Raw genomic sequence first — 22363 nt, forward strand, 5'->3', positions numbered from 1 at the left:
AGGGCAGGGCGATGGAACTCTATACCTACTACCGTTCAACGGCGTCATACCGGGTGCGCATCGCCCTCGCGCTCAAGGGCCTGGATTTCACTGCGGTGCCCGTCAACCTGCTGGTGCCGGCGGGTGGCGCCAATCGCCAGCCCGAATACCTGGCCATCAACCCCCAAGGTCGCGTTCCGGCCTTGCGCACCGATGAGGGCGAGTTGCTGATTCAGTCCGCGACGATCATTGAATATCTGGACGAACGTTATCCACAGGCGCCGCTGCTTTCCAAGGACATGGTCACCCGTGCCCATGAACGCGCGGTGGCGTCGATCATCGGCTGCGATATTCACCCGTTGCACAATTCCAGCACCCAGAACCTGCTGCGTCAGTGGGGGCATGATGACGTGCAGGTGCTGGAGTGGATCGGGCATTGGATCAGCCTGGGGCTGGGTGCGGTGGAGCAGTTGATTGGCGATAAGGGTTATTGCTTTGGCGAGCAGCCGGGGATGGCGGACGCATTCCTGATTCCCCAGTTGTATGCGGCGGAGCGCTTCAAGGTGCCATTGGCGGCTTACCCGCGCATCGGCAGGGTGGCGGCGTTGGCGGCGCAGCATCCGGCATTCATCCAGGCCCATCCTGCCAGCCAACCCGATACGCCTTGAATGATCGTTCCCTCGCGCGGGAACAATAAAAACCTTGATGTTCCTGTTTGCCGGCACCTTCGCCATCGGCATGGCCTGGTTTTACCGATCGATTGAAGAGCAAATTGTCCTGTGGCAAGTCCGCTCGCCACAGGACAATTTGCTGCTGAAAAGTCGTGGGTTCAATGCACCACGAAGTTGGGCGGCAGGTGCCCCAGCCGCTCAGTCAGGCGTAGGCGTTGGATCGGGTCTTCGCTGAGCATGAGCGCGTGTTCGAGGTCGAAGCGCTCGGCGTTGGGGCAGTCCAGGCGCTGATACAGGCTGGCCCGCGCGAGGTAATCGGCAGCGCTGGCATTGCCCAGTTCCAGCACGCGCTCGGCGTCGATCAACGCGGCCAAAGGGTTGTCATTGGCCAGGTGCAACTGGCGCAGGTTGCGGGACAGCCGTTGCAGGATCGAACGGGGTTCGGCGGTGTGCAGGTGGTCGACCTGCAACTTGAGGTTGGGGCCGTACTGGCGTTGCAGCAGCTCGCGGCAATCGTTGGGGTACAGGCGTCGCCCGCCGCAGGGGTCCAGCAGGTGATCGGCACCGGGCACCCGCAACAGGAAGTGGCCGGGGAAGTTGACGCCGACCATGGGGATCCCCAGGCGTCGAGCCAGCTCCATGGCAATCAACCCCAGGGCCAGGGGCTGCCCGCGTTTGCGTTGCAACACCTTGTCCAGCAGGGCGGCGGCGGGGCGCAGCGGGGTGAAGTCATCCTGGGCGAAGCCGAGGTCATTCATGCGTCGCAGCAAGGGCTGCCCCAGTTCGTCCGCCGGCAGCATGGGCATGCCCTGGTTGGCCTGTTGCTCGAGCAATTTCAGGTCCTGCATGATCAACGCCGGTAGCACCGCCGGGTCATGCTCGGCGGCAATCCACAGCGCGGCTTCAAACAGCGCGGGGGGCGAACGTTCCAGGCAGGCGAAAAAGGCTTGGCGGGGATTCATTGCTTTCTCCGGCAGATGCCCCGTTTTAGCCTTGCTGGGAAATTTCGTCCAGTGTCTTGAGAGATATCCTACGTGCTTATGTCGCAGGGCCTGCAAAACCGAGCGGCTTATTCCAGCGCACTTCGGCAGTTTTCTGCCGCAAGCCTATACTTGGCGACACAAGAAGTGATTCGGGAGCTCGACGATGTTTGCTCTCATGCACAGCACCCGCCTTGAATCGCTGCACCTGAGCATCGACCCGGTGACGGGGTTGAAGGCGGTCATAGCCATCCACAACAGCCGCCTGGGCCCAGCCCTGGGTGGTTGTCGCTACCTTGCTTACCCCGACGATGAAAGCGCCGTGGCGGACGCCGCGCGCCTGGCCCAAGGCATGAGCTACAAGGCCGCCCTGGCCGGGTTGCCGGTGGGTGGCGGTACGGCGGTGATCCTGCGCCCCGCCCATGTGGAAAACCGTGCGGCACTGTTTGAAGCCTTCGGTCGTTGCATCGAGCAACTCGACGGTCGCTACATCACCGCCACCGACAGCGGCACCTCGGTCGCCGACATGGACTGCATCGCTCAACACACCCGTTTCGTTACCAGCACCACCGCCGCCGGGGACCCTTCGCCCCATGCCGCCATGGGCGTGTTCGCCGGGATCCGCACCACCGCCATGGCCCGTCTGGGCAGCGACAACCTCGAAGGCTTGCGCGTGGCCATCCAGGGCCTGGGCAACGTGGGCTTCGCCCTGGCCGAACAACTGCACGCCGCCGGCGCCGAACTGCTGGTCAGCGACATCGATCACGGCAAGGTGCAACTGGCCATGGAACAGCTCGGCGCGCACCCGATCGCCAACGACGCCTTGCTCAGCACCCCGTGCGACATCCTCGCACCCTGCGGCCTGGGCGCCGTGTTCAACCGCCAGAGCGTCGGCCAGCTACGCTGCGCCGCCGTGGCCGGTTCCGCCAGTGCGCAACTGACCAACCTGCAAGTGGCCGACCAACTCGAAGGCCGCGGCATCCTCTACGCCCCGGACTACGTGATCAACTCCGGTGGCCTGATCTACGTCGCCCTCAAGCACAGCGGCGCAGAACTGCCGACCATCACCGCGCACCTGTCCAACATCGGCACGCGCCTGACCGAAATCTTCGCCCACGCCCAGGCCGAAAAACGCTCCCCGGCACGGGTCGCGGACGAACTGGCCGAGCGTTTGCTCTACAAATAGGCCAGGCATTAAAAAGGCCCTGAATCATGGACTCAGGGCCTGTTCAATTCGGACTTTATTCCGCCGGTGCGTTCAGCAGCTCGGACAACGCGTCCGGTTGACTCTTGAACGCCTTGGCAAACACATCGCGATTCTTCGCCATGTAGATCCCCGCTTCTTCCACCTGCTGCTCGCTCAGGGACGGCACGGCTTTTTGCAACACTTCTGCGAGCAACTCAGCGAGTTCAAGCATCTTGTCATGACGGTCAGCTTCGGCTTTATCCATGAACAAACGCTCCAGATCTCGGCTGCTGCGGTATACCACTTCGACGGCCATTCACCACCTCACATGCCTTCACGATAGTTGTCTTTTGCGACTACTGTACTTATATACAGCTAAAAGGTTAAGCCAAACTGTGGGGTTTGGGTAGCAGTTTTTTAATGTAGCCGGGAAATAGGGGTTTGCTACACCGGAAATTTCTGACAACTTGCCGGGGTTGCGCTGGAATTGTCCGGTGGCTTACTTTCACCGGGCGCTGCAAATGCAGCTAGCGGGCTTGGCGGCCCAACAAGGAAGCGCAACAACACCCCTATAAGACTGCAGGCGTTTTTTGCATTTGCATTCTTGTGTCATGGCGGGTTGCGCATGGACCCTTCGGGGTGCCGGGTTGTTCCTTACCGGTCCGCCAACCTTGTGCAATCCGTCACCCAACCTGCTTGGCGGCAGGCGGTGATGGTTTCTTAACTAAGGAACTAATCTATGAAAAAAATCACTCCCAACCCCCCGTCCACCGATTCGACGCTATTCAGCGTCACGCCTGAAGCTGACACAGAAACCTTACTGGCTAACGCCAGCGAAACCCTGAACAGCGCCCGTGAAATGGCTAATATGCTGGCATTCGACCTTGAAGGTCCGCAGCGAAGTCTGGTATTGGCCATTCACCAATTGGTTGAGATTGGCGGTCTGTTAGTCGACCAAGCGCTAGAGAAAGTCGCACCAGTTTGATGCCAAGCCCTCTGACCGTTCCTACGTTTATGGGAACGGTCAAAAAATAGTCACAAATGGCTTCGATTTTTCCTGTTACTCACTTCATCGCTCGGAGCACGACAGTAAAAACTCCAGCGACTAGACTCCTTCTTCATCGACAACGGAGGCTTTTATGGACACTTCCTTTTCCTCAGGTATCCCCGCAGATACCGAAGAGCAGGCCGACAGCTATGACCGCTGGTTTCGCGCCAAGGTACAGGCCGCTCTTGATGATCCAAGCCCTGGCATTCCTCATGATGAAGTGATGGCAGAGATGCGCGCGTTAATCGAATCCAAACGCAAGAAAGGCGATGCTGATTGAGTGGGCTCCCGCAGCGCGGGTGCAACTCCGGCAAATTACTGATTACATCAGCGACCGCAATCCAGTTGCTGCGCTTGAGCTAAACCAAGCAATAGAAGCCTCCGTGCTGGCTCTTTCTCGTAGGCCCCATCTTTACCGCCCTGGGCGTGTCATCGGCACGCGAGAGATGGTGGTACACCCGAATTATCTGGTCGTTTATAAGGTGACAGACAACATTCGGGTCATCTCGGTTTTACACGCCCGCCAGCGATATCCTTGAAAAATCCGCTTCTCGGATTGGCAAAGTATCTACTCTGCTCATCCTCCCACGTGTCTCATGTCACCCCGCCATCATCTTATACCCGCCTCTGGCCTTTTTTCTGCATGCAGAACAACCGTCACGTCCAACCCGCATTATCCGGTCGAACCGACCTAAGGAAGCACCATCGTGAAATTTAATTGGGCCGAAAAGCTGCGCCATCAAGTCCATGGGCTGGCCGAGTCCCTGGGTAACCTGTTTGTCGAGTCGTTCCACTACCTGGCGTTGTTCGCCATCGGTGCGGTGACCGCCTGGGCAGCGGTGATGGAATTTCTGGGGATGCTGGAGAATGGACACATCAAGATCGATGACATCTTGCTGTTGTTCATCTACCTGGAATTGGGCGCGATGGTCGGGATTTATTTCAAGACCAACCACATGCCGGTGCGCTTCCTGATCTACGTGGCGATCACCGCGCTGACGCGTCTGTTGATCTCCAACGTGTCTCACCACAACCCGCCCGACCTCGGCATCATCTACCTGTGCGGCGGGATTCTGCTGTTGGCGTTTGCGATTCTGGTGGTGCGTTACGCGTCGTCGGCGTTCCCGTCGGTGAAGGTCGAAGGCCCGCGTCGCAAGGGCGAGGCGAGCCTGGAAACCGAGAAGGGTGAGCTTTAAAGCCCGACGCTGAAGGGAAGGGCGCGGGCCGGTGGCCGCTGCAACAATTTGTGGCTGTCGCCGTCCGTCATCACCGTCAGGATCTCCATGGCGCTGTGGCCCTGCTCAATGGCAATGCCGAATTGAATGCTCTGCACCAGGCGTTTAAGCCGTTGCGGATCGTTGCGCTGTTCGGCGCTGATCATGCGTTTGGCCACTACACCCGTCTCATCCGAGAGGGTGAGCATGATGCTTCCGTCGAGCCGTTGGATGCTCAGGTTGACGCGGTATTTTGGGGTGAAGGTGTCGGTGATGATCTGAAAAGGATTGTCCATGGTGCGTTACCGCCTGATAAGAACATGCAGTCATTGACGACCGGTGTCGTGATTAGTTCGCGTTGCCTGACCACCGGCCACTCCGTCGCTGAGGTTGTACAAATTCCGTTTACCTCATGAGCTGTACAGCAAAGGGCGTGCCGTACAGCGATCTGTCAAACAATGAGCGCCTTATGTGGGAGGGGGCTTGCTCCCGATAGCGGTGCATCAGTCAATGAATACTTGGCTGATTCACCGCTATCGGGAGCAAGCCCCCTCCCACATGGGTTCTATGTTGTTATTGAGATCGGTGATCCGTTTCAGGGCAACACGGAAAAAACGATCGCTGACAGCGCAATCAGCACTCCACCCAGCTGACCGCCAGGCCGCCCCGTGACGTTTCTTTGTATTTGTCATGCATGTCGGCGCCGGTATCGCGCATGGTGCGGATCACCCGGTCGAGGGAAATGAAGTGCTTGCCGTCGCCGCGCAGAGCCATTTGCGTGGCGTTGATGGCCTTGACCGCGGCGATGGCATTGCGCTCGATGCACGGCACTTGCACCAGGCCGCCGACTGGGTCGCAGGTCAGGCCGAGGTTGTGTTCCAGGCCGATTTCGGCGGCGTTTTCCAGTTGTTCGGGGCTGGCGCCGAGGATGTCGGCCAAGCCGGCGGCGGCCATGGCGCAGGCTGACCCGACTTCGCCCTGGCAGCCGACTTCGGCACCGGAGATTGAGGCGTTTTTCTTACACAGAATGCCGACGGCTGCGGCGGCCAGGAAGAAATTGACCACATCGTCGTCGGACGCGGCGGCGTTGAACTTCATGTAGTAATGCAGCACCGCCGGGATGATCCCCGCCGCGCCATTGGTCGGCGCGGTGACCATGCGACCGCCCGCGGCATTTTCTTCGTTGACGGCGAGGGCAAACAGGTTGACCCATTCCATGGCCGACAAGGTCGAGGTGATCACATTGGGTTTGCCGATTTCCAGCAGGCTGCGGTGCAGTTTTGCTGCGCGGCGGGGCACGTCCAGGCCACCTGGGAGGATGCCTTCGTCACGCAGGCCTTGTTCCACGCATTCGCGCATCACCGACCAGATATGCAGCAGGCCGCTGCGGATCTGTTCATCGCTGCGCCATGCGCGCTCGTTGGCCATCATCAATTCGGAAACCCGCAGGCCATGCTTGTTGCACAGGGCCAGCAGTTCGACGGCGCTGGAAAACTCGTAAGGCAATTGCACATCGCTGGTCGGTGCAATGCCCGAAGCGGCTTCAGCGGCGTCGATGATGAAACCGCCACCCACCGAATAATAGGTTTGCTCACTCAGCAGGCCGTTGTCGCCGTAGGCCAGCAGGGACATGGCGTTGGGGTGGTAGGGCAGGCTTTCGTCCAGCAGTAGGAGGTCGCTTTGCCAGTTGAAGGCAATTTCATGCTTGCCGGCCAGTAACAAGCGACCGGACTCGCGCAGTTGCTGGATACGCGGGTTGATCGAGGTGGGATCGACCTGATCCGGCCATTCGCCCATCAGGCCCATGACACAGGCGCGGTCGGTGGCGTGGCCGACACCGGTGGCGGACAGCGAGCCATACAGGCGCACTTCGACGCGGCGCGTTTCACCCAGCCATTGCTGGTCGCTCAGGGCTTGGACGAAGGTCGCCGCCGCGCGCATGGGGCCGACGGTATGGGAGCTGGAAGGGCCGATGCCCACCTTGAATAGATCGAAAACACTGATAGCCATGCTAAAGCCTTACAAGCAATGGAGTAGGAATCGCTGCCATGTTTTGTAGGACGAGCGCAGTTGGCTTGATACTGAGCCTCTGGATCAGCACTGACCAACGAATTATCCTAAGACACCCTTTAGCAGGACTAAACCCTATGGCTCGCCCTCTCAATGGCCAGACTTATGTCTGGCTGCACGTGTTTTCCTGCGCTGCACGGCATTTGTCGTTCACCCGCTGCGCCGAAGAACTGCACATCACACCGGGGGCGGTGAGCCAACAAATCCGCCAGTTGGAGGAGCGTCTTGGGTTTCGGCTGTTTCATCGACGAGCGCGGGGGGTGGAGCTGAGTGCCGAGGGCCAGCGCCTGGCGGCAACGGTGGGGGAGGCTTATGGCAGCATCGACGCCGAGTTGCAGCGCCTGGACGCGGGGATGATCAGCGGCACCTTGCGCCTGCGCTCGATCCCGTCGTTCCTGGGCAAGTGGCTGACTCCGCGTTTACCGCGCTTGCAGCAGCGCTTCCCGGATATCCAACTGCGTATGGTTGCCGAGGACAGCAGCATCGCCCTGCACGAAGGTGACTTCGACCTGGCCATCGACCTCAATGACGGCAGCTACCCCGGGTTGTTATCCACAGCCCTGTTGGATGAGCAGATTTTCCCGGTGTGCGCGCCGAGCCTGTTGCGAGGGCGGCCGCCGTTGCACGGCCCAGCCGACCTCGTGCATTTCCCGCTGCTGCACGACATTACCGCCTGGCGTGGGAGTTATGAGTATGCGGAGTGGGAGTTCTATCTGAATGCCATCGGCTACCACGACGCAGACGTACGCCGTGGCCACACCTTCAACCGCAACCACCTGACCATCGAGGCCGCGATTGCCGGTATGGGCGTCGCCATCGCGCGGCGGACGTTGCTGAACGATGAGCTGGAACGCGGCACCTTGATCGTGCCGTTTGGCCTTGCGGTGCCCAACCACAAACGCTATGTGCTGCTGTATGCGCCGGGCGCGCTGAGCCATCCGGGCGTGCGCGCGGTGCATGACTGGCTGGTAGAGGAAGCAGGGATTTTTCGCGCTTTGCACCCGCTGGGAGAGGGGCAATTGTGAGGATCGCAGGGCGTAAGGAGATTTAACTAACTCCCCACCCTAACAGCGTTTTTGCTTGTCGTCAGGGTTAATTTGTAATGTAGGATTTATCTTTGCAAAGGGGTTGAAATGTTTCTCTGGCTGCTCAATTGTGTAATCAAGAGGTCATGGTTTCACCACCCCGGTGTTGCAGTTTGTGACCTCCCGCGAGCTAGCTGAAATAAGGGAAGAACTATGCAAATCCAAGTCAATAGCGATAACCATATTGAAAGCAGCATCCGACTGGAGGAGTGGGTACGTACTACCATTGAGAGCACGCTCGAACGTTATGAAGAAGACCTGACCCGAGTGGAGGTCTACCTGCGGGATGAGAACGGCGACAAGCCCGGTCCCCACGATTTAAGTTGCCGCCTGGAAGCGCGGCCTAAAGGCCATCAAGCGCTTTCGGTGTCCGCCAAGGGCGATACCCTCGAACAGGCGATTGACAGTGCGGCCACCAAGCTCGATCACGCGTTGGAACATCTGTTTGGCAGACTGCAAGGCAAGCCCCGCGCTGCCGCGAAAAACCAGCCAATCAACAAAGTGAACGAAGACGCGCTGGAACAGGAATTCCTGGAAAACGAAAACGCTGTCATCAACGGCTAACTTTTTTCACCCCCTGCAAACGGGCCTGCATCTGCAGGCCCGTTTTCGTTTAGCGGCCGCGTCGGAAAAAATACCGGCTCAACAGCGCCAACCCGCCAGCACCCAACCCGGCAAACAGCATCGCCCAACCGGCGCCGTGGCGCAGTGCCGCCTGGGCGTCGTTGACTGTCAGCCCCATCGACTCGAGTTTTCCTGCGGCAATGTTTTGACTGATAACCGGCCAATCCATTGCCGTGGTGGCGGGCAGCACCTCGGCCAGTTGATGGCTGATCCCCAGCAACAGCACCCACCCCATCAGGGCAATGTTGAGCGCCAGGGTGATCAGCCGCGCACTGAGGTCGATGCCCGAGGCCATGCCCGCGCGGTCCGCCGACACCGAACCGGTGGTGGTGTTGGTGGTGGGCGAGTTGGTCAGCGCCAGGCCTACGCCGGCGATCACGCAAATGAGCAGCACCAGCTCGATACGTGGGTGCTCGGCGCCGTTGACGGCGGCCATGGCCAGAAAGCCCGCGCCCATCAGGCCCAGGCCGAGGGGGATGATGCGTTCGGCGCCATAGCGCAGGGCCAGGCGCTCTGCCAGCGGCGGCACCAGCAAGGTCGGCAGGGTGTAGGCGAGCAACGCGGCGCCGGTGGTCAAGGTGTCGTAACCCAGGCCCGCCTGAAAGTACAACGGCAGGTAGATCATGAACGGCCAGAAGCTGAAGTTCATGCCGATCGAACCCATCAACGCGCCGTTGAAACGCTGGATGCGGAACACCGAGAAGTCGAACATCGGGTGCGCACTGCGAAGCTCGACCGTGATGAACAGCAGCAAGCCGAGCACCGACAACGCCGCCCAACCGAGCATGGCCGGTGTGCCGAAGCCGTGCTCGCTGCCTTGGGTGATGAAGTACACCAGGGCAAACACCGACACGGTCAAGGTGAGCATGCCGGCGATGTCTAGGCGACGGGCGGCCGGGTCACGGGACTCCTGCACGCTGATGCGCAGCAGCACCAGAGTGAACAGGGTGAGCGGCACGTGCACGAGGAACACCCAGCGCCAATCCGTCACCGTCAGGATCAATGCGCCGATCATCGGTCCGAAGCCCAGGCCCACGCCGGCAATCACCCCCCATATTGCAAACGCCCGTGCCCGCGCTACCGGTTCGCTGAACAGGTGCGACAGGATGGCGAACTGGCAAATCATCATCGCTCCGGCACCGATGCCCTGGACAAACCGCGCCGTGATCAGCAGCGAGGCATCCTCGGCCAGCCCGCAGGCCAGGGAGGCCAGGCCAAACACCCACAGGCACAACACCAGCATGCGGCGACGACCAAAGCGATCCGCCAATGTGCCCGCTGCCATCAGCACGCAGGTGCAGGCGAGGGTGTAGGCGTTCATGATCCATTGGGCGTCCTGGAAGCCCGTGCCCAATTCTCGCTCGAGCGTCGGCAGGATCACCGGGACGCTGGAAATCTCCAGGCCGAACATCAGGGCGACGAGGCACACGGCAGTGAGGGCCAGGCCATTCCTGGCAGTACGCGGGCGGCTGGCGGCGGTTAACGTGGCGGCGGGTGGCATGGGATTCTCCTGTGGATGGGTGTCGGGGTATTTTCAGGGGAATAGGGTTCGTTATTCGTGATAAGTTTTCTGTCCATAGGGGAATCAAGGGCGACAATAGAGCCATGGCCACACCGCGTTTTGATGGCGTTGAGCTGTTTCTGCACATCGTCGAAAGCGGCAACCTGACTGAGGCCGCCGAACGGCTGAACCTCACACGCTCTGCGGTTGGCAAGGGCCTGGCGCGATTGGAAGCACGGCTGGGCACGTGCCTGCTGCAGCGCTCCACCCGCCGCCAGCGCCTGACCGAGGACGGCCAGGCGTACTACGAGCATTGCCTGCGGGCGTTGGCGGAACTTGAGGCTGCCGAGTCAGTGCTGGAAAGCGGCCGGCAACAGCCACGCGGACGTTTGCGGGCCAGCCTGCCACTGGCGTTCGGGCACCACTACGCGGCCCCGGCATTGTGGGGATTGATGGCGCGTTATCCGGAACTGGAGATCGAGATCAGCTTCGCCGATCGGCTGGTGGACCTGGCACAGGAAGGCTTCGACGTCGCCGTGCGAATCGGCCCGCTGCCCGACACCGACCGCCTCAGTGCTCGTCGCCTGGGCGAGCAGGCCATGGGACTGGCGGCGTCACCGGCGTACTTGCAGCGCGTTGGGCCAATTGAATGCATTGAAGACCTTGCTGACCACCGCGGCATCGCCTATCGCAGTACCACCCTGCAGCGCAATCGCGTGGCTTCGCCGTTAATGATGGACGACCTCCAGGCCGTGGCCGATGCCGCCATCGCGGGCGTCGGCCTGGCCTGGTTACCGAGTTGGTTGATTGCGCATTACGTGCTGCGTGGGCAGTTGGTCGCGGTGTTGCCCGACTATCGCGACCAACCTGCGCCCATCCATGTGATCTGGCCCACGGCTACGCATATGCCGGCCAAGACACGCTGTGCAATCGATGCGTTGGTCGCGGCCACCCCCAGTTGCCTGGCGGGCAGTTAGAACGCGATGGAGGTCTGCACGTACACCGTACGCGGTTCACCAACGTATTTGCCCTTGTTGTTATCGTCGAATGAGCGCGTGAAGTACTGCTTGTTGAAGATGTTCTTCACACCGACCGCCACGTTCAGATCCGACAGTTGCGGGCCGAAATCATAGGCCGCGCGGCTGCTGAACAGCATGTAGCCGGGGATTCGACCGTTGGCGCCGTCAGCACTTTCTGCCTGAGTGTTGGCGTTGTCGGCGAACTGGCTGCTCTGATAGCTGCTGTCCACATTGAGTTTCCAGCGCCCTTCGGTGTAACCCACGCCAAGGGTGCCCTTGTGCTTGGACGAGAAGGGCACGCGGTTGCCTTTGTTCGGGCCGTCTTCTCGGATGGTGGCGTCGACATAGGCGTAGGTGGCGTACACATCGAAACCGGCCAACGCCGGGCTCAAACCATCGAGGGCGTAGTTGACGCTGGTTTCAATACCCTGGTGGCGCGTCTCGCCGCGGGCGATCACCGAATCGTTGGTCTGGTTGCTTTCATACTGGTTGTCGAAGTTGATCAGGAACGCGCCGATCTCTGCGCGCAAGGTGCCGTCGTCATAGCGGGTACCCAGTTCCCAGGTGCGGGCTTTTTCCGGTTTCACTTCACCGCTGGTCACACGGTTGGGCATCTGGCTGTACTGCACGCTGCCGAATGAACCTTCGGTGTTGGCGTACAGGTTCCAGTCGTCGGTCAGGTGATAGAGCACGTTCAACGCCGGCAGCGCGGTGTTGTAGTCGCCTTTGTATTTGACGTTGGTCAGGTTGTTGCTCTGCTGGGACTCGATCATCTCGTAGCGGATGCCCGGGGTGATGGTCCATTTGCCGATATCAATCCGGTCATCGACGAAGAACGCATTGGCTTCGGTACCGCCGCGGGTGTCGCGGTCATTGCGGCTGTCGGTGCTGGGGATTTGCTGGTTATTGGCGGAAATCGGCGTGCGGTAGCGCAACTCGTGGCCGGCTTCGTTGATGTAGCGGTAGCCGACGCCCACTTCATGGCTGGTCGGACCGAGGTCGAAGCCTTGGGCGAAACGGGTTTCCACGCCGCGCACCCAGTATTCACGCGGGGACAGCGACAGGAAGGTGCCCTGGTCCAGGTAGCCACTGCGCAGGGTCTTGGTGAAGAAGCTGTTGACGGTGAATTCGCGGCGGTCCTGCTCGTAGCTATAGCCGACGTTGAACATCGTACGGCGGCCCCAGAATTTGTCGTAGGGGCGGGTGGACTGATACGGATCGGCCTTGTAGTCCGCGACGTTCAAGCCCCCAGGCATATCGGCCTGGCCTTCGTAGTACTGCGCCATGGCGTTGAAGCTGTTGGCGTCGTCGAGCTGGTATTTGCCTTTGAGGATCAGGTCGTCGATGCGCGTGTTGCTGTTTTCGCGCCAGTCACCGCCACGGGTGCCGGAATACAAAATCGCGCCGCCCAGGCCATTCTCGGCAGTGCCGCCGGCCAGCAGGTTGCCGGTGGTCTTGAAGCCGTCATGGCTGGAAGACGGGCTGGTTTCGGTCTGCAAGCCACCTTTGACGGTAGGCGCATCCGGGATCGCACGGGTCACGAAGTTGACCACGCCGCCAACGTTCTGCGGGCCATAGCGCACCGCGCCGCCGCCACGTACCACGTCCACGGCGTCCATGTTGCCCATGCTGATCGGCGCGAACGACAGCTGCGGCTGGCCGTACGGTGCAAAGGGCACCGGGATGCCGTCCATCAGCACCGTTGAACGCGATGCCAGGCGCGGGTTGAGACCGCGAATGCCGAAGTTCAGCGCCATATCATGACTGCCGGTGCCGTTATTGTCCGGAGCGTTGACGCCGGGGATGCGATTGAGCACGTCCTTGGCCTGGGTAGCGCCCTGGCGTTCGAACTCTTCGCGGCGGATCACGTCACGGGCGCCGGGGTGTTCGAATACATTGGTTTGTGCCGCATCGCCGAGCCAGTCGCCGACCACGCTGGAGGTCGCCAACTCGACAGTCGCCGGCGCTGTTGCCGGTTGCAGGCTGTAGGCATTGTCGCCCTCGGCGCGGGCTTGCAGGCCGGTGCCTTCCAGCAACTTTTGCAGGCCCTCGGCAGCGCTGTAGTTGCCGGACAAACCACGACTCTGCATGCCCGCGGTGACCTCGGAACCGAAGGAAATCAACACGCCGGCTTCGCGGCCAAACTGGTTCAGGGCTGCTTCCAGCGAGCTTGGCGCGATGTGATACGGCTTGGCATCGGCCGCCATCACGCCAGGCAGTACGGTGAAGCTGAGGCTGGCGCCCAGTAGCAGTTGGCGCAAGGTGCGGGCGAGGAGGGTGGGTTGCTGGGGCATGAAGGGCGGTCCTGAGAAGGAAGGATCAAGGTGGCTTTCCTTCTCTGTCACGCGAGGTGCGGAAAACGGCTCACGGTGGCTGAAAATAATTTACGCGCGTGCCTGGACGCTCACCCAATAGCGGGTAAAACGCCGCACCTTGACCGGCAGGCTGACTTCCAGCAGGTCGAGAATGCGTTCGCTGTCGTCCAGCGGGTAGCTGCCGGACAGCAGCAGGTTGGCGACTTGCGGGTCGCAATTGACCTGGCCCCGGCGATAGCGGCCCAGTTCGGCGAGGAAATCTTCCAGGCGCATATGCGCGGCCACCAGCATGCCGTCTGCCCAGGCGCCGCTGTTGGCTTCGGTAGGGCGCGGGGTGTCCCAGCCCTTGCGGGTGAAATTGACCTGGCGCGCCGCTTCGACCGTCAGGGGCAGGCCGCTGTAGCTGTTGGGCATCACGTCGACGCGGCCGTCGAAGACCGCCAGTTGGGTGTGGTCGTTGAACTGGCGCACATTCAGGCGCGCCGCCTGGCTGCTGAGCAGGCCCTGGCCGGTCAGCACCTGCAGCGGCGCGTTGCCGGCAATGCCGGTGAGCAGGATCTCGCCTTCGAGCAGGCGGATCAGCCGTTGCCGGCCGTCGAAATGCACATCCACGGCGCTGCCGGTATTGAGCTGCAACTGGCTGCCGTCGGCCAATTGCACCTTGCGCCGTTGCCCGACCGGGCTGCGGTAGTCGGCGCTCAGCGGCGGCAGGATATGTTGCTGGCGCAGGCTCCAGGCGGCGGCCGAACCAGCGCCGAGGATCAGCAACAACTTCAGCGCCTGGCGCCGGCTGCTGGACTTAGGTGCGTTCAACGCCGCGTGGGCGAGGGGCGAGGGCATGCCGCGCAGGCGTTGGTTGACGCGCTGGATATGGTCCCAGGCGCGCTGGTGTTCGCTGTGGGCATTCAGCCATTGCTGCCAGGCCGCTTGCTGGCGTGGGGTGAGCGCGCCTTGCTGCATTTCCATCAGCCAGTGCACGGCCTGTTCGGCAACCTGGGTCGAGACATTCATAGGGCGAAGTAGCAGCGCAGGGCGGCTTTCTGCAGGTGGCGTTTGACGGTGGCGATGGAGATGCCCAGTTCGGCGCCGATCTGCGCATACGTCAGCCCGTCGAGTTGGGCCAGCAGGAACGCGCGTTTGACCAGGGTGGGCAAGCCGTCAAGCAATTGGTCCAGCTCGACCAGGGTTTGCAGGATGATCGCGCGTTCTTCTTCCGATGGCGCTACCTGTTCAGGCATCTGCGCCAATGCGTCGAGGTAGGCGCGCTCCAGGTCCTGGCGGCGGTAGAAGTTGAACAGCACGCGCTTGGCGACCGTGGTGAGGAAGGCGCGGGGCTCGATCAGCGTCGGCGCTTCCCGTGCGGTCAGGACCCGGATGAAGGTGTCCTGCGCCAGGTCCGCAGCGCTTTCCGGGCAGCCGAGCTTGCGTCGCAACCAGCCGGTGAGCCAGTGGTGATGGTCGTTGTAAAGCACTTCGACAGTGTTGGACGGCTGCAACGCGATCTCCCTTTTTTACAGGCCGGCAAACATCGGCATGCTTTAGAGAACAAGAATTGTTCGCATTGTAGGGGGCCGGAAACCGTTCGGCAATGCGTGAAGGCAGGTGTTTCATCCGTTCTGTTTTGCTTATGAGAATATTTATCATTAATATTGCGCGCTGATGAACCTGGCGCCTCCCGCATGAAAAGCAAAACCTCACTGCCCGCCTCCTACCGCCTCGCTGTCACATCGCGGGTGCTCGCCGCTGTGGTCGGCGGTTACTTGATGGCGTCCCTGGCCAGCATCTGCCTGGCGCTGTGGATGCCGACCTCCCGCGCCGATGCGGTGATCACCGGGATGATGAGTTCGTTTGTGTTCTACCTGTTGGCGGTGCTGTGGTGCTTTGCCTGTCGTACGGCATGGCGCGCCTGGTGTGGCGTGATGCTGCCGAGTGCGGTGTTTGCGACCCTGGCGGGCGCGGGCTTGTGGATGGCACGCACATGAAAGAGGGCTTTCGCCAGGCCATGGCCTGGTTGCACACCTGGGCCGGGCTGATCTTTGGCTGGCTGCTGTTTGCGATTTTCCTGACGGGCACCCTGGCCTATTTCAAGGATGAGATCACTCACTGGATGCAACCCGAGGTACAGGCCCATCCCCTGGATGACGCGCGCAGTCTGAGTGTCGCCCAGGACTACCTGCAGAAGGTCGCACCCACGGCCGCACGCTGGTTCATCACCCTGCCGGATAGCCGCGACCCTGGCCTGTCAGTAATGTGGCAAGACAAAGTCGACCCCGGCAAACGCGGCAATTTCATTCAGAAAACCCTCGATCCCGTGAGCGGGCAAGCCGTAGAGGCCCGGGAAAGCATGGGCGGGGATTTCTTCTACCGCTTCCACTTCCAGCTGCAAATGCCGTATCCCTGGGGCCGCTGGCTGTCGACCATTGCAGCGATGGTGATGTTCGTGGCGTTGATCACCGGCATCATCACCCACAAGAAAATCTTCAAGGACTTCTTCACCTTCCGCCCCCGCAAGGGCCAGCGCTCCTGGCTCGACGGGCATAACGCGGTGGGTGTGCTGGTGCTGCCGTTTCACTTGATGATCACCTACAGCAGCCTGGTGATTTTCATGAGCATGGTGATGCCGGCGCCGATCGTGGCCTCCTATGGCAACGACACCCGGGCCTTCTTCAATGACGTGTTCCCCGCCACCAACAACGCACCGGCGCTGGGTCAGCCAGGCCAATTGCTGTCATTGGTGCCGATGTACGAGCAGGCGAGGGCGCAGTGGGCGGGTGGACATGTCGGGCGGCTGGCGGTGAACAACCCGAGTGATGTTAACGCCTCGGTCAACGTGTTCCGTGCCGGCTCCGACCGCGTGGTGCATGATTTCGGCAGTACCGTGTCGTTCAACGGCAACACCGGCGAGCTGCTGCGGGTCAGTGGCGAACAATCGCTGCCGGCGGCGATCGGCGGCAGCTTCTATGGCCTGCACATGGGCCATTTCGCCGGCCCGGTGCTGCGCTGGTTGTACTTTATCTGCGGCCTGGCGGGCACGGCGATGATCGGTACGGGGCTGGTGATCTGGCTCGGCAAGCGTCAACTCAAGCATGCAAAATCCGCGGTGATGCCGTTTGAACTGCGGCTGGTGGAAGTGCTGAACATCGCCAGCATGTCCGGGTTGTTGATCGCCATTGCAGCGTTCTTCTGGGCCAACCGTTTATTGCCGGTGAGCTTCGCCGAGCGCTCCGATTGGGAAGTGCAGGCCTTCTTTATCGCCTGGGGCCTGAGCCTGCTGCATGCGATCCTGCGCCGGGGCCGCCAGGGTTGGGTTGAACAATTGAGCTTCGCAGCACTGCTGTTTGTCGCAATCCCGTTGCTCAATGCCCTGACCACCTCGCAGCACCTGGGCACGTCACTGGCAACGGGCGACTGGGCCATGGCCGGCTTCGACCTGACCTGCCTGGCCAGCGGCGTGTTCCTCGCCTGGGCGGCCTGGAAGATGCAACACCGCAAGGCCTCGCAGCCCAAGGCCGAGCGGGCGCGGCCGCTCCACCTCAAGCAGGAGGCGAACTGAATGCTCCTTGCGCTGCTGATGTGTTACGCCGGGTTCACCGCCTTATGCCTGTCCACCGACCGCCACCACGGCGAACTGCTGCACAGCAAGCCATCGCCTCGGCGGCGGCTTGCTTTGCGCGTCATCGGTTGGCTGCTGCTGACCGTCGCGATCTGGCCCGCAGTGGCTATCGCCGGTTGGGGCCAGGGCCTGGTGGAGTGGTGCGCGGTGTTGATGCTCAGCGCCCTGTTGCTGGTGCTGTTGTTGCCGTATCGGCCAAGGCTGGCCTTGATCCTGGCAGGCGTCGGCCTGCTGGCCAGCCCCGTTGCGGCCTTCGCTGTTTTCTGAGCCCCTGCCATGATGATCAGCACGCCACCCGATTCCCAGGACAGCCCGCAGACTGACGCGGCGGGTGGGCGCGCGCATTTTCTGCAAGTGTTCTTGTCCCAGCGTTCGCAGATGGAAGCGTTGGTGAGCCGACGTGTAGGGTGCCGCGCCACGGCGGCCGACCTGGTGCAGGACCTGTTCCTGCGTTTTTGGCGTCGGCCATTGGTGCAGGTCGAAGAACTCAGCACCTACCTGCTGCGTTGCGCCGGCAATATCGCCATCGACCACCTGCGCAGCGAAGGCGCGCGGGTACGCAGCAGTGAAGGCTGGCTGCCGGAGCAGCAGGATAACCAGGGTTCCGAACCCCAGGCGGCGCTCGAGGCGGGCAACGACCTGCGGCATGTCGAAGCCGCCCTGCGCAGCCTGCCGGAGCGCACCCGGCAGATCTTCCTGCTCAACCGCATTCACGGGCGTAAGTACGCGCAAATCGCCAAGGCCATGGGCCTGTCCCAAAGCGCCGTGGAAAAACATATGATGCGTGCCCTTGAAGCCTGCAAAGCCAGCCTTCGCGAACCATCGCCATCGCGCACGCCAGGGAAAGCACCGTGAATCTGACCCCCACGCCTGACCAGGAACAAGCCGCGCTGGCCTGGCTGAGCCTGTTGCACGACCAGCCCAGCAGTGGCGACCAGGCCACTTTCAGCCGCTGGCTGAGGGCTGATCCTGCGCACGTCGAAGCGTATGCCCAGGCCCAGGTGCTCTGGGAGTTGAGCGAAGTGGCGGCACGCCAACTGGCGGATGAGGACGCGCTGGCATTGCAGGGCTACCTCAATGCGATGAACACACCGAAGCGCTCGCGGGTGGTGCGCTGGTCCGGCGCTTTGGCCGTGGCGGCGTGCCTGGTGTTGATGGTGTCCATGGGCGCCGGTTGGCAGCCTTCGCGTTGGATCGATGACTTCGGCGCCGATTACGTGACCGCACCGGGTGAAGTGAAGACCTTCACCCTGGCCGATCAGTCCCAGGTCACGCTGGATGCGGACAGTGCAATTGCCGTGGACTTCAGCCACGGTGAGCGGCATATCCAATTGCGTCGCGGTGCAGGGTTTTTCAACGTCACCCACACCGGCGAGTCCTTTGTGGTCGAGGCGGGCAGCGGCGAAGCGCGGGTGCTGGGTACGCAGTTCGAAGTGCGCCTGCAACCGGCAGGGGCCGAGGTGACGGTGTTGTCGGGGCGGGTCGGCGTGACCGCGTCGAAACAGGGCCAGCAGCACATTCTGACGGCGGGCCAGCAAGTGGCCTACGCCGATGGCAGCGCCGATCCCCTGCACGCGGTCGACAGCGAATCCCGCCTGGCCTGGCGGGATGGCTGGCTCAACTACTACAAGGCGCCGCTGGCCGACGTGGTCAAGGACCTGTCGCGTTACTACCCTGGCCGCATCCTGCTGCTCAACGAAGCGATGGGTGCCAGGCGCGTCAGCGGCAGCTTTCCGAGCAAGGACCCCCAGGCGGTACTCAACGCCTTGCAAGCGGTGTTGGGGTTCGAGCAGCACAGTCTGTTGGGGCGGGTGATCGTGGTGCGCTGATTACTTCAGCGCGGCCATGATCGCGTCAGGGTTGTAGTCGCGAATCAGCGTGCCGTTCACATCCACAAACGGAATCCCGCCACCGCCCAGCGCCTCATACGCCTTGCGCGCCTGGGCGTCCTTCTCGATATCGAAGGCCTGGTACGGAATGCCCTTCTGGTCGAGGAAGCGGCGGATCTGCTTGCAGTAGCCACACCACTCGGTGGCGTACAGCGCCACCCGCGCCGAGGCTCGCGTCTGCTCCGGCACCACCTGGGAGGGGTTGAACAGCCGCTCGATCTTGCCCCAGTTCTGGATAACCACCACCACCAGCAACACCAGCAGGACTTTCTTGAGGACCCCGCCGAGCATCAGTTACGGCGCTTGAGCTGGTCGGTCAGTTGGGTCGGCAGGCCCTTGATGATCAGGGTACCGGCGGCTTCGTCGTACTCGATCTTGTCGCCCAGCAAGTGCGCTTCAAAACTGATCGACAAGCCCTCAGCGCGGCCGGTGAAGCGGCGGAACTGGTTGAGGGTGCGTTTATCGGCCGGGATTTCCGGCGACAGGCCGTAGTCCTTGTTGCGGATATGGTCGTAGAACGCCTTGGGCCGATCTTCATCGATCAACCCCGACAATTCTTCAAGGCCCATGGGTTCGCCGAGCTTGGCCTGGCTGCTGGCGTAATCGACCAGGGTCTTGGTTTTTTCGCGGGCGGATTCGTCCGGCAAGTCTTCGCTTTCGACGAAGTCGCTGAAGGCCTTGAGCAGGGTGCGCGTCTCGCCCGGGCCGTCGACGCCTTCCTGGCAGCCGATGAAGTCGCGGAAGTACTCCGAGACCTTCTTGCCGTTCTTGCCTTTGATAAACGAGATGTACTGCTTGGATTGCTTGTTGTTCTGCCACTCGGACACGTTGATACGCGCTGCCAGGTGCAGTTGGCCCAGGTCCAGGTGACGGGACGGGGTCACGTCCAGCTCATCGGTCACTGCCACGCCTTCGCTGTGGTGCAGCAAGGCGATGGCCAGGTAGTCGGTCATGCCTTGCTGGTAGTGGGCAAACAGCACGTGGCCGCCGGTGGAGAGGTTGGACTCTTCCATCAGCTTCTGCAGGTGCTCGACGGCGGTGCGGCTGAACGTGGTGAAATCCTGGCCACCCTCGAAATAGTCCTTCAACCAGCCGCTGAACGGGTGCGCGCCGGATTCGGCGTGGAAGAAACCCCAGGCCTTGCCTTGTTTGGCGTTGTAGCTCTCGTTGAGGTCGGCAAGCATGTTCTCGATGGCGGCCGACTCGGCAAGCTCGGAGTCGCGGGCGTGGAGAACTGCAGGTGTGCCGTCGGGTTTTTTGTCGATCAGGTGGACGATGCAATGACGGATCGGCATAGGCTTCTCGGCTGGTTGAAGGGGAGCGGTTGGCCTCCCCGAAAAGTCGCCCAGTGTACCGCACCCATTGGCCAAGACGTGCTTCGAAGGCGTTTTGGGTGCCTTCCGACGGGGCATATGCCTTTTTTTCACGGTTTAGAGCGATAAAGCTGACCAAATGGGTAGGTAGAGGCGGATATTTCCCCGTCTCTGTGCTAGTTTTGCCCCGTCTTACGCCAAGTCTCGGCGATAAGCGTGCATTCAGCATCTGTCAGGTCGAACCAATCCCCGTTTCAAGCATCTATAACCCCGATCTCCGTGGTTATAGCCGGGGGTGCCAGGCCGTGACGGTCGGGCTCGACGGCTGACACTGCACTCTGCAATCCATATGAATTTGATAGGGAAGGAACACCACAATGGCTATTACTAAAGACCAACTGATCGCTGACCTGGCTGAAGCAGTAGACGCACCGAAAACCACCGTGCGCGCTCTGCTGGACCAACTGAGCCAAGTTGTTGCTGATCAGCTGGAAAACGGCGGCGAAATCACTCTGCCAGGCGTTGGCAAACTGAAAGTGACCGAGCGTCCTGCCCGTACTGGCCGTAACCCTTCGACTGGCGCTGCCATCGAAATCGCTGCCAAGAAAGTTATCAAGCTGGTTGTGGCCAAAGGCCTGACCGACGCTGTTAACAAGTAAGACGCAGCAAAAAAAACCGTGCTTCGGAGCGATCCGGGCACGGTTTTTTGTTGCCTGCGATTTGTCTCTATCGCACCCAGCGCTGGCGCCAGATCTGCTGCTCGTTCTTGGTCTGGAAAGTCCAGGCCACGAAACGGCTCTGCTTCTGGCCCTGGGACATTTCCACCACCTGGCTTTCCAGCACGCCGGCTTTTTTCAGGGCGGTCTCGATCGCGGGCAAGTTTGACGCTTTTGACACCAGGGTGCTGAACCACAACACCTTGTGGGCAAAGTGCGCGCTCTCGGCGATCAACTGCGTCACGAAGCGTGCTTCACCGCCTTCACACCACAACTCGGCCGATTGACCACCGAAGTTCAGCACCGGCAATTTGCGCTTGGGATCGGCCCTGCCCAAGGCGCGCCACTTGCGCTCGCTGCCCTTGGTGGCTTCGTCCATGGACGCATGGAACGGCGGGTTGCACATGGTCAGGTCAAAACGCTCACCCGGCTCCAGCAGGCCCAGCAGGATGTGCTTGGGGTTTTCCTGCTGGCGCAACTGGATGGCCTTGCTCAGGTCGTTGGATTGCACGATGGCCTTGGCGGCGGCCACGGCGATAGGATCGACCTCCGAGCCGAGGAAGTTCCAGCGGTACTCCATATAGCCAATCAGCGGGTAGACGCAGTTGGCGCCCATGCCGATATCCAACACCTTGACGATTGAACCACGGGGAATCTTGCCGTCGTTGGTACTGGCCAGCAGGTCGGCGAGGAAGTGCACATAGTCGGCACGCCCTGGTACCGGCGGGCACAGGTAATCCTGCGGGATATCCCAATGCTGGATGCCATAGAACGACTTGAGCAACGCCCGGTTGAATACCCGCACGGCGTCAGGGCTGGCGAAGTCGATGCTCTCTTTGCCATAGGGGTTGATGATCACGAATTGCGCCAGTTCCGGCGTGGTCTTGATCAGCGCCGGGAAGTCGTAACGGCCTGTGTGGCGGTTGCGCGGGTGCAGGGTAGCCTCTTTGCGCGGCGCGACGGGTTTGGCCGTGGCTGCGGTTTTAGGCTTCTTGCGTGGAGGTTTGGGCGTAGTGGGGGCGGTCATGATGATTCTGGTGTTGGCTCAAAGTGGCGGCCATTGTCACACATTCTTGAGGTGTCCTCGGTCAAATGTGGGAGGGGGCTTGCTCCCGATAGCGGTGTGGCAGTCAAAAATGC

At 61.3% G+C, this 22363-nt stretch carries 26 protein-coding genes; 15 read left to right on the top strand and 11 right to left on the bottom strand.

Translation table 11 applies throughout. The annotated features are described in order from the left end of the window. Positions 1–11 precede the first annotated feature (11 nt). Positions 12–647, top strand: a complete 636-nt coding sequence (gene maiA, locus HCF10_RS01760) for a maleylacetoacetate isomerase (protein WP_167654767.1) — start codon at positions 12–14, stop codon at positions 645–647. Between the two features lie 161 nt (positions 648–808). Here the strand turns inward: maiA and HCF10_RS01765 are convergent, their stop codons facing one another. Next, positions 809–1612, bottom strand: a complete 804-nt coding sequence (locus tag HCF10_RS01765; RefSeq protein WP_167654768.1) for a SirB1 family protein — start codon at positions 1610–1612, stop codon at positions 809–811. Between the two features lie 184 nt (positions 1613–1796). On the opposite strand from HCF10_RS01765, the gene HCF10_RS01770 reads away from it, so the two are divergent. Then, positions 1797–2816 (top strand): Leu/Phe/Val dehydrogenase, encoded by a 1020-nt coding sequence (locus HCF10_RS01770; RefSeq protein ID WP_027604689.1) that lies wholly within the window; start codon positions 1797–1799, stop codon positions 2814–2816. Between the two features lie 55 nt (positions 2817–2871). On the opposite strand, the gene HCF10_RS01775 is transcribed toward HCF10_RS01770, so the two are convergent. Further along, entirely contained in the window at positions 2872–3132 is a 261-nt protein-coding gene (locus HCF10_RS01775; RefSeq protein WP_012722374.1) for a YebG family protein, read from the bottom strand. 423 nt (positions 3133–3555) lie between these two features. Between HCF10_RS01775 and HCF10_RS01780 the strand changes: the two genes are divergently transcribed. From HCF10_RS01780 to HCF10_RS01795, 4 genes are all read left to right on the top strand, one after another. Continuing rightward, positions 3556–3801 (top strand): DUF6124 family protein, encoded by a 246-nt coding sequence (locus HCF10_RS01780; RefSeq protein WP_065924200.1) that lies wholly within the window; start codon positions 3556–3558, stop codon positions 3799–3801. A 154-nt stretch (positions 3802–3955) separates the two neighbouring features. After that, positions 3956–4144 (top strand): type II toxin-antitoxin system RelB family antitoxin, encoded by a 189-nt coding sequence (gene relB / locus HCF10_RS01785; RefSeq protein WP_115487608.1) that lies wholly within the window; start codon positions 3956–3958, stop codon positions 4142–4144. Then, the gene (locus HCF10_RS01790; protein ID WP_145335240.1) at positions 4134–4403 is read left to right on the top strand and encodes a type II toxin-antitoxin system RelE/ParE family toxin; all 270 of its coding nucleotides are present in this window, start codon (positions 4134–4136) and stop codon (positions 4401–4403) included. The genes relB and HCF10_RS01790 overlap by 11 nt, the downstream gene beginning before the upstream one ends. Before the next feature lie 168 nt (positions 4404–4571). Further along, positions 4572–5060, top strand: a complete 489-nt coding sequence (locus HCF10_RS01795; protein WP_027604688.1) for a phosphate-starvation-inducible protein PsiE — start codon at positions 4572–4574, stop codon at positions 5058–5060. Here the strand turns inward: HCF10_RS01795 and HCF10_RS01800 are convergent. Together HCF10_RS01800 and HCF10_RS01805 are read right to left on the bottom strand one after the other, a co-directional pair. After that, positions 5057–5374 carry a DUF3509 domain-containing protein gene (locus HCF10_RS01800; protein WP_131698318.1) on the bottom strand — a complete coding sequence of 106 codons (318 nt, stop codon included), beginning with the start codon at positions 5372–5374 and terminating at the stop codon, positions 5057–5059. The genes HCF10_RS01795 and HCF10_RS01800 overlap by 4 nt on opposite strands. A gap of 337 nt (positions 5375–5711) precedes the next feature. Then, positions 5712–7088 (bottom strand): L-serine ammonia-lyase, encoded by a 1377-nt coding sequence (locus HCF10_RS01805; RefSeq protein ID WP_167654769.1) that lies wholly within the window; start codon positions 7086–7088, stop codon positions 5712–5714. Between the two features lie 137 nt (positions 7089–7225). Between HCF10_RS01805 and HCF10_RS01810 the strand changes: the two genes are divergently transcribed. Beyond that, positions 7226–8173 carry a LysR substrate-binding domain-containing protein gene (locus HCF10_RS01810; RefSeq protein ID WP_131698316.1) on the top strand — a complete coding sequence of 316 codons (948 nt, stop codon included), beginning with the start codon at positions 7226–7228 and terminating at the stop codon, positions 8171–8173. Between the two features lie 213 nt (positions 8174–8386). Beyond that, positions 8387–8797: an HPF/RaiA family ribosome-associated protein gene (locus tag HCF10_RS01815; protein WP_131698315.1), complete on the top strand. Its 411-nt coding sequence runs from the start codon at positions 8387–8389 to the stop codon at positions 8795–8797. Positions 8798–8846: 49 nt separating this feature from the next. Here the strand turns inward: HCF10_RS01815 and HCF10_RS01820 are convergent, their stop codons facing one another. Continuing rightward, positions 8847–10358 (bottom strand): MFS transporter, encoded by a 1512-nt coding sequence (locus HCF10_RS01820; protein WP_167654770.1) that lies wholly within the window; start codon positions 10356–10358, stop codon positions 8847–8849. A gap of 104 nt (positions 10359–10462) precedes the next feature. On the opposite strand from HCF10_RS01820, the gene HCF10_RS01825 reads away from it, so the two are divergent. Further along, a complete protein-coding gene (locus HCF10_RS01825; protein ID WP_167654771.1) occupies positions 10463–11335 on the top strand; it encodes a LysR family transcriptional regulator in 873 nt (290 codons plus the stop codon). Here the strand turns inward: HCF10_RS01825 and fecA are convergent. From fecA to HCF10_RS01840, 3 genes are all read right to left on the bottom strand, one after another. Continuing rightward, complete coding sequence (fecA, locus tag HCF10_RS01830; RefSeq protein WP_167654772.1) at positions 11332–13671, bottom strand: TonB-dependent Fe(3+) dicitrate receptor FecA; 2340 nt, start codon at positions 13669–13671, stop codon at positions 11332–11334. The two genes, HCF10_RS01825 and fecA, sit on opposite strands and share 4 nt — an antisense overlap. A 90-nt stretch (positions 13672–13761) precedes the next feature. Continuing rightward, positions 13762–14703 carry a FecR domain-containing protein gene (locus tag HCF10_RS01835; protein ID WP_167654773.1) on the bottom strand — a complete coding sequence of 314 codons (942 nt, stop codon included), beginning with the start codon at positions 14701–14703 and terminating at the stop codon, positions 13762–13764. Further along, positions 14700–15188: a sigma-70 family RNA polymerase sigma factor gene (locus HCF10_RS01840; RefSeq protein WP_131698310.1), complete on the bottom strand. Its 489-nt coding sequence runs from the start codon at positions 15186–15188 to the stop codon at positions 14700–14702. Before HCF10_RS01840 ends, HCF10_RS01835 begins: the two co-directional genes overlap by 4 nt. Positions 15189–15371: 183 nt before the next feature. Between HCF10_RS01840 and HCF10_RS01845 the strand changes: the two genes are divergently transcribed. The 5 genes from HCF10_RS01845 to HCF10_RS01865 are packed head-to-tail and all read left to right on the top strand — an operon-like array spanning position 15372 to position 19134. Then, positions 15372–15674 carry a DUF3649 domain-containing protein gene (locus HCF10_RS01845; protein WP_145335227.1) on the top strand — a complete coding sequence of 101 codons (303 nt, stop codon included), beginning with the start codon at positions 15372–15374 and terminating at the stop codon, positions 15672–15674. Continuing rightward, a complete protein-coding gene (locus tag HCF10_RS01850) occupies positions 15671–17245 on the top strand; it encodes a PepSY-associated TM helix domain-containing protein (protein WP_131698308.1) in 1575 nt (524 codons plus the stop codon). Before HCF10_RS01845 ends, HCF10_RS01850 begins: the two co-directional genes overlap by 4 nt. Further along, positions 17246–17572 carry a DUF3325 domain-containing protein gene (locus HCF10_RS01855; protein WP_167654774.1) on the top strand — a complete coding sequence of 109 codons (327 nt, stop codon included), beginning with the start codon at positions 17246–17248 and terminating at the stop codon, positions 17570–17572. A 9-nt stretch (positions 17573–17581) separates the two neighbouring features. After that, entirely contained in the window at positions 17582–18160 is a 579-nt protein-coding gene (locus HCF10_RS01860) for an RNA polymerase sigma factor (protein WP_131698306.1), read from the top strand. After that, positions 18157–19134, top strand: coding sequence for a FecR family protein (locus HCF10_RS01865; RefSeq protein ID WP_145335222.1), 978 nt, complete (start codon positions 18157–18159; stop codon positions 19132–19134). Before HCF10_RS01860 ends, HCF10_RS01865 begins: the two co-directional genes overlap by 4 nt. Here the strand turns inward: HCF10_RS01865 and HCF10_RS01870 are convergent, their stop codons facing one another. Both HCF10_RS01870 and yejK read right to left on the bottom strand, forming a co-directional pair. Further along, positions 19135–19485: a glutaredoxin family protein gene (locus HCF10_RS01870; protein WP_131698304.1), complete on the bottom strand. Its 351-nt coding sequence runs from the start codon at positions 19483–19485 to the stop codon at positions 19135–19137. After that, on the bottom strand, positions 19485–20489 hold the full coding sequence (yejK, locus tag HCF10_RS01875) for a nucleoid-associated protein YejK (protein WP_131698303.1): 1005 nt from the start codon (positions 20487–20489) through the stop codon (positions 19485–19487). Before yejK ends, HCF10_RS01870 begins: the two co-directional genes overlap by 1 nt. A gap of 395 nt (positions 20490–20884) precedes the next feature. Between yejK and HCF10_RS01880 the strand changes: the two genes are divergently transcribed. Further along, positions 20885–21166 (top strand): HU family DNA-binding protein, encoded by a 282-nt coding sequence (locus HCF10_RS01880; protein WP_003188840.1) that lies wholly within the window; start codon positions 20885–20887, stop codon positions 21164–21166. Between the two features lie 67 nt (positions 21167–21233). Here HCF10_RS01880 and rlmF read toward each other — a convergent pair whose 3' ends face one another. After that, positions 21234–22250, bottom strand: coding sequence for a 23S rRNA (adenine(1618)-N(6))-methyltransferase RlmF (gene rlmF / locus HCF10_RS01885; protein ID WP_167654775.1), 1017 nt, complete (start codon positions 22248–22250; stop codon positions 21234–21236). Positions 22251–22363 lie beyond the last annotated feature (113 nt).

It is taken from the genome of Pseudomonas sp. B14(2022), from assembly GCF_012030485.1.
In the GTDB taxonomy this organism is placed as follows: Bacteria; Pseudomonadota; Gammaproteobacteria; order Pseudomonadales; family Pseudomonadaceae; genus Aquipseudomonas.

Coding starts and splice junctions, on each gene's coding strand:
- HCF10_RS01850 (WP_131698308.1), top strand. CDS start 15,671: ATGAAAGAGGGCTTTCGCCAGGCCATGGCCTGGTTGCACACCTGGGCC.
- fecA (WP_167654772.1), bottom strand. CDS start 13,671: ATGCCCCAGCAACCCACCCTCCTCGCCCGCACCTTGCGCCAACTGCTA.
- HCF10_RS01800 (WP_131698318.1), bottom strand. CDS start 5,374: ATGGACAATCCTTTTCAGATCATCACCGACACCTTCACCCCAAAATAC.
- yejK (WP_131698303.1), bottom strand. CDS start 20,489: ATGCCGATCCGTCATTGCATCGTCCACCTGATCGACAAAAAACCCGAC.
- HCF10_RS01790 (WP_145335240.1), top strand. CDS start 4,134: ATGCTGATTGAGTGGGCTCCCGCAGCGCGGGTGCAACTCCGGCAAATT.
- HCF10_RS01845 (WP_145335227.1), top strand. CDS start 15,372: ATGAAAAGCAAAACCTCACTGCCCGCCTCCTACCGCCTCGCTGTCACA.
- maiA (WP_167654767.1), top strand. CDS start 12: ATGGAACTCTATACCTACTACCGTTCAACGGCGTCATACCGGGTGCGC.
- HCF10_RS01820 (WP_167654770.1), bottom strand. CDS start 10,358: ATGCCACCCGCCGCCACGTTAACCGCCGCCAGCCGCCCGCGTACTGCC.
- HCF10_RS01860 (WP_131698306.1), top strand. CDS start 17,582: ATGATGATCAGCACGCCACCCGATTCCCAGGACAGCCCGCAGACTGAC.
- HCF10_RS01815 (WP_131698315.1), top strand. CDS start 8,387: ATGCAAATCCAAGTCAATAGCGATAACCATATTGAAAGCAGCATCCGA.
- HCF10_RS01775 (WP_012722374.1), bottom strand. CDS start 3,132: ATGGCCGTCGAAGTGGTATACCGCAGCAGCCGAGATCTGGAGCGTTTG.
- relB (WP_115487608.1), top strand. CDS start 3,956: ATGGACACTTCCTTTTCCTCAGGTATCCCCGCAGATACCGAAGAGCAG.
- HCF10_RS01835 (WP_167654773.1), bottom strand. CDS start 14,703: ATGAATGTCTCGACCCAGGTTGCCGAACAGGCCGTGCACTGGCTGATG.
- HCF10_RS01855 (WP_167654774.1), top strand. CDS start 17,246: ATGCTCCTTGCGCTGCTGATGTGTTACGCCGGGTTCACCGCCTTATGC.
- HCF10_RS01780 (WP_065924200.1), top strand. CDS start 3,556: ATGAAAAAAATCACTCCCAACCCCCCGTCCACCGATTCGACGCTATTC.
- HCF10_RS01765 (WP_167654768.1), bottom strand. CDS start 1,612: ATGAATCCCCGCCAAGCCTTTTTCGCCTGCCTGGAACGTTCGCCCCCC.
- HCF10_RS01805 (WP_167654769.1), bottom strand. CDS start 7,088: ATGGCTATCAGTGTTTTCGATCTATTCAAGGTGGGCATCGGCCCTTCC.
- HCF10_RS01880 (WP_003188840.1), top strand. CDS start 20,885: ATGGCTATTACTAAAGACCAACTGATCGCTGACCTGGCTGAAGCAGTA.
- HCF10_RS01810 (WP_131698316.1), top strand. CDS start 7,226: ATGGCTCGCCCTCTCAATGGCCAGACTTATGTCTGGCTGCACGTGTTT.
- rlmF (WP_167654775.1), bottom strand. CDS start 22,250: ATGACCGCCCCCACTACGCCCAAACCTCCACGCAAGAAGCCTAAAACC.
- HCF10_RS01870 (WP_131698304.1), bottom strand. CDS start 19,485: ATGCTCGGCGGGGTCCTCAAGAAAGTCCTGCTGGTGTTGCTGGTGGTG.
- HCF10_RS01825 (WP_167654771.1), top strand. CDS start 10,463: ATGGCCACACCGCGTTTTGATGGCGTTGAGCTGTTTCTGCACATCGTC.
- HCF10_RS01770 (WP_027604689.1), top strand. CDS start 1,797: ATGTTTGCTCTCATGCACAGCACCCGCCTTGAATCGCTGCACCTGAGC.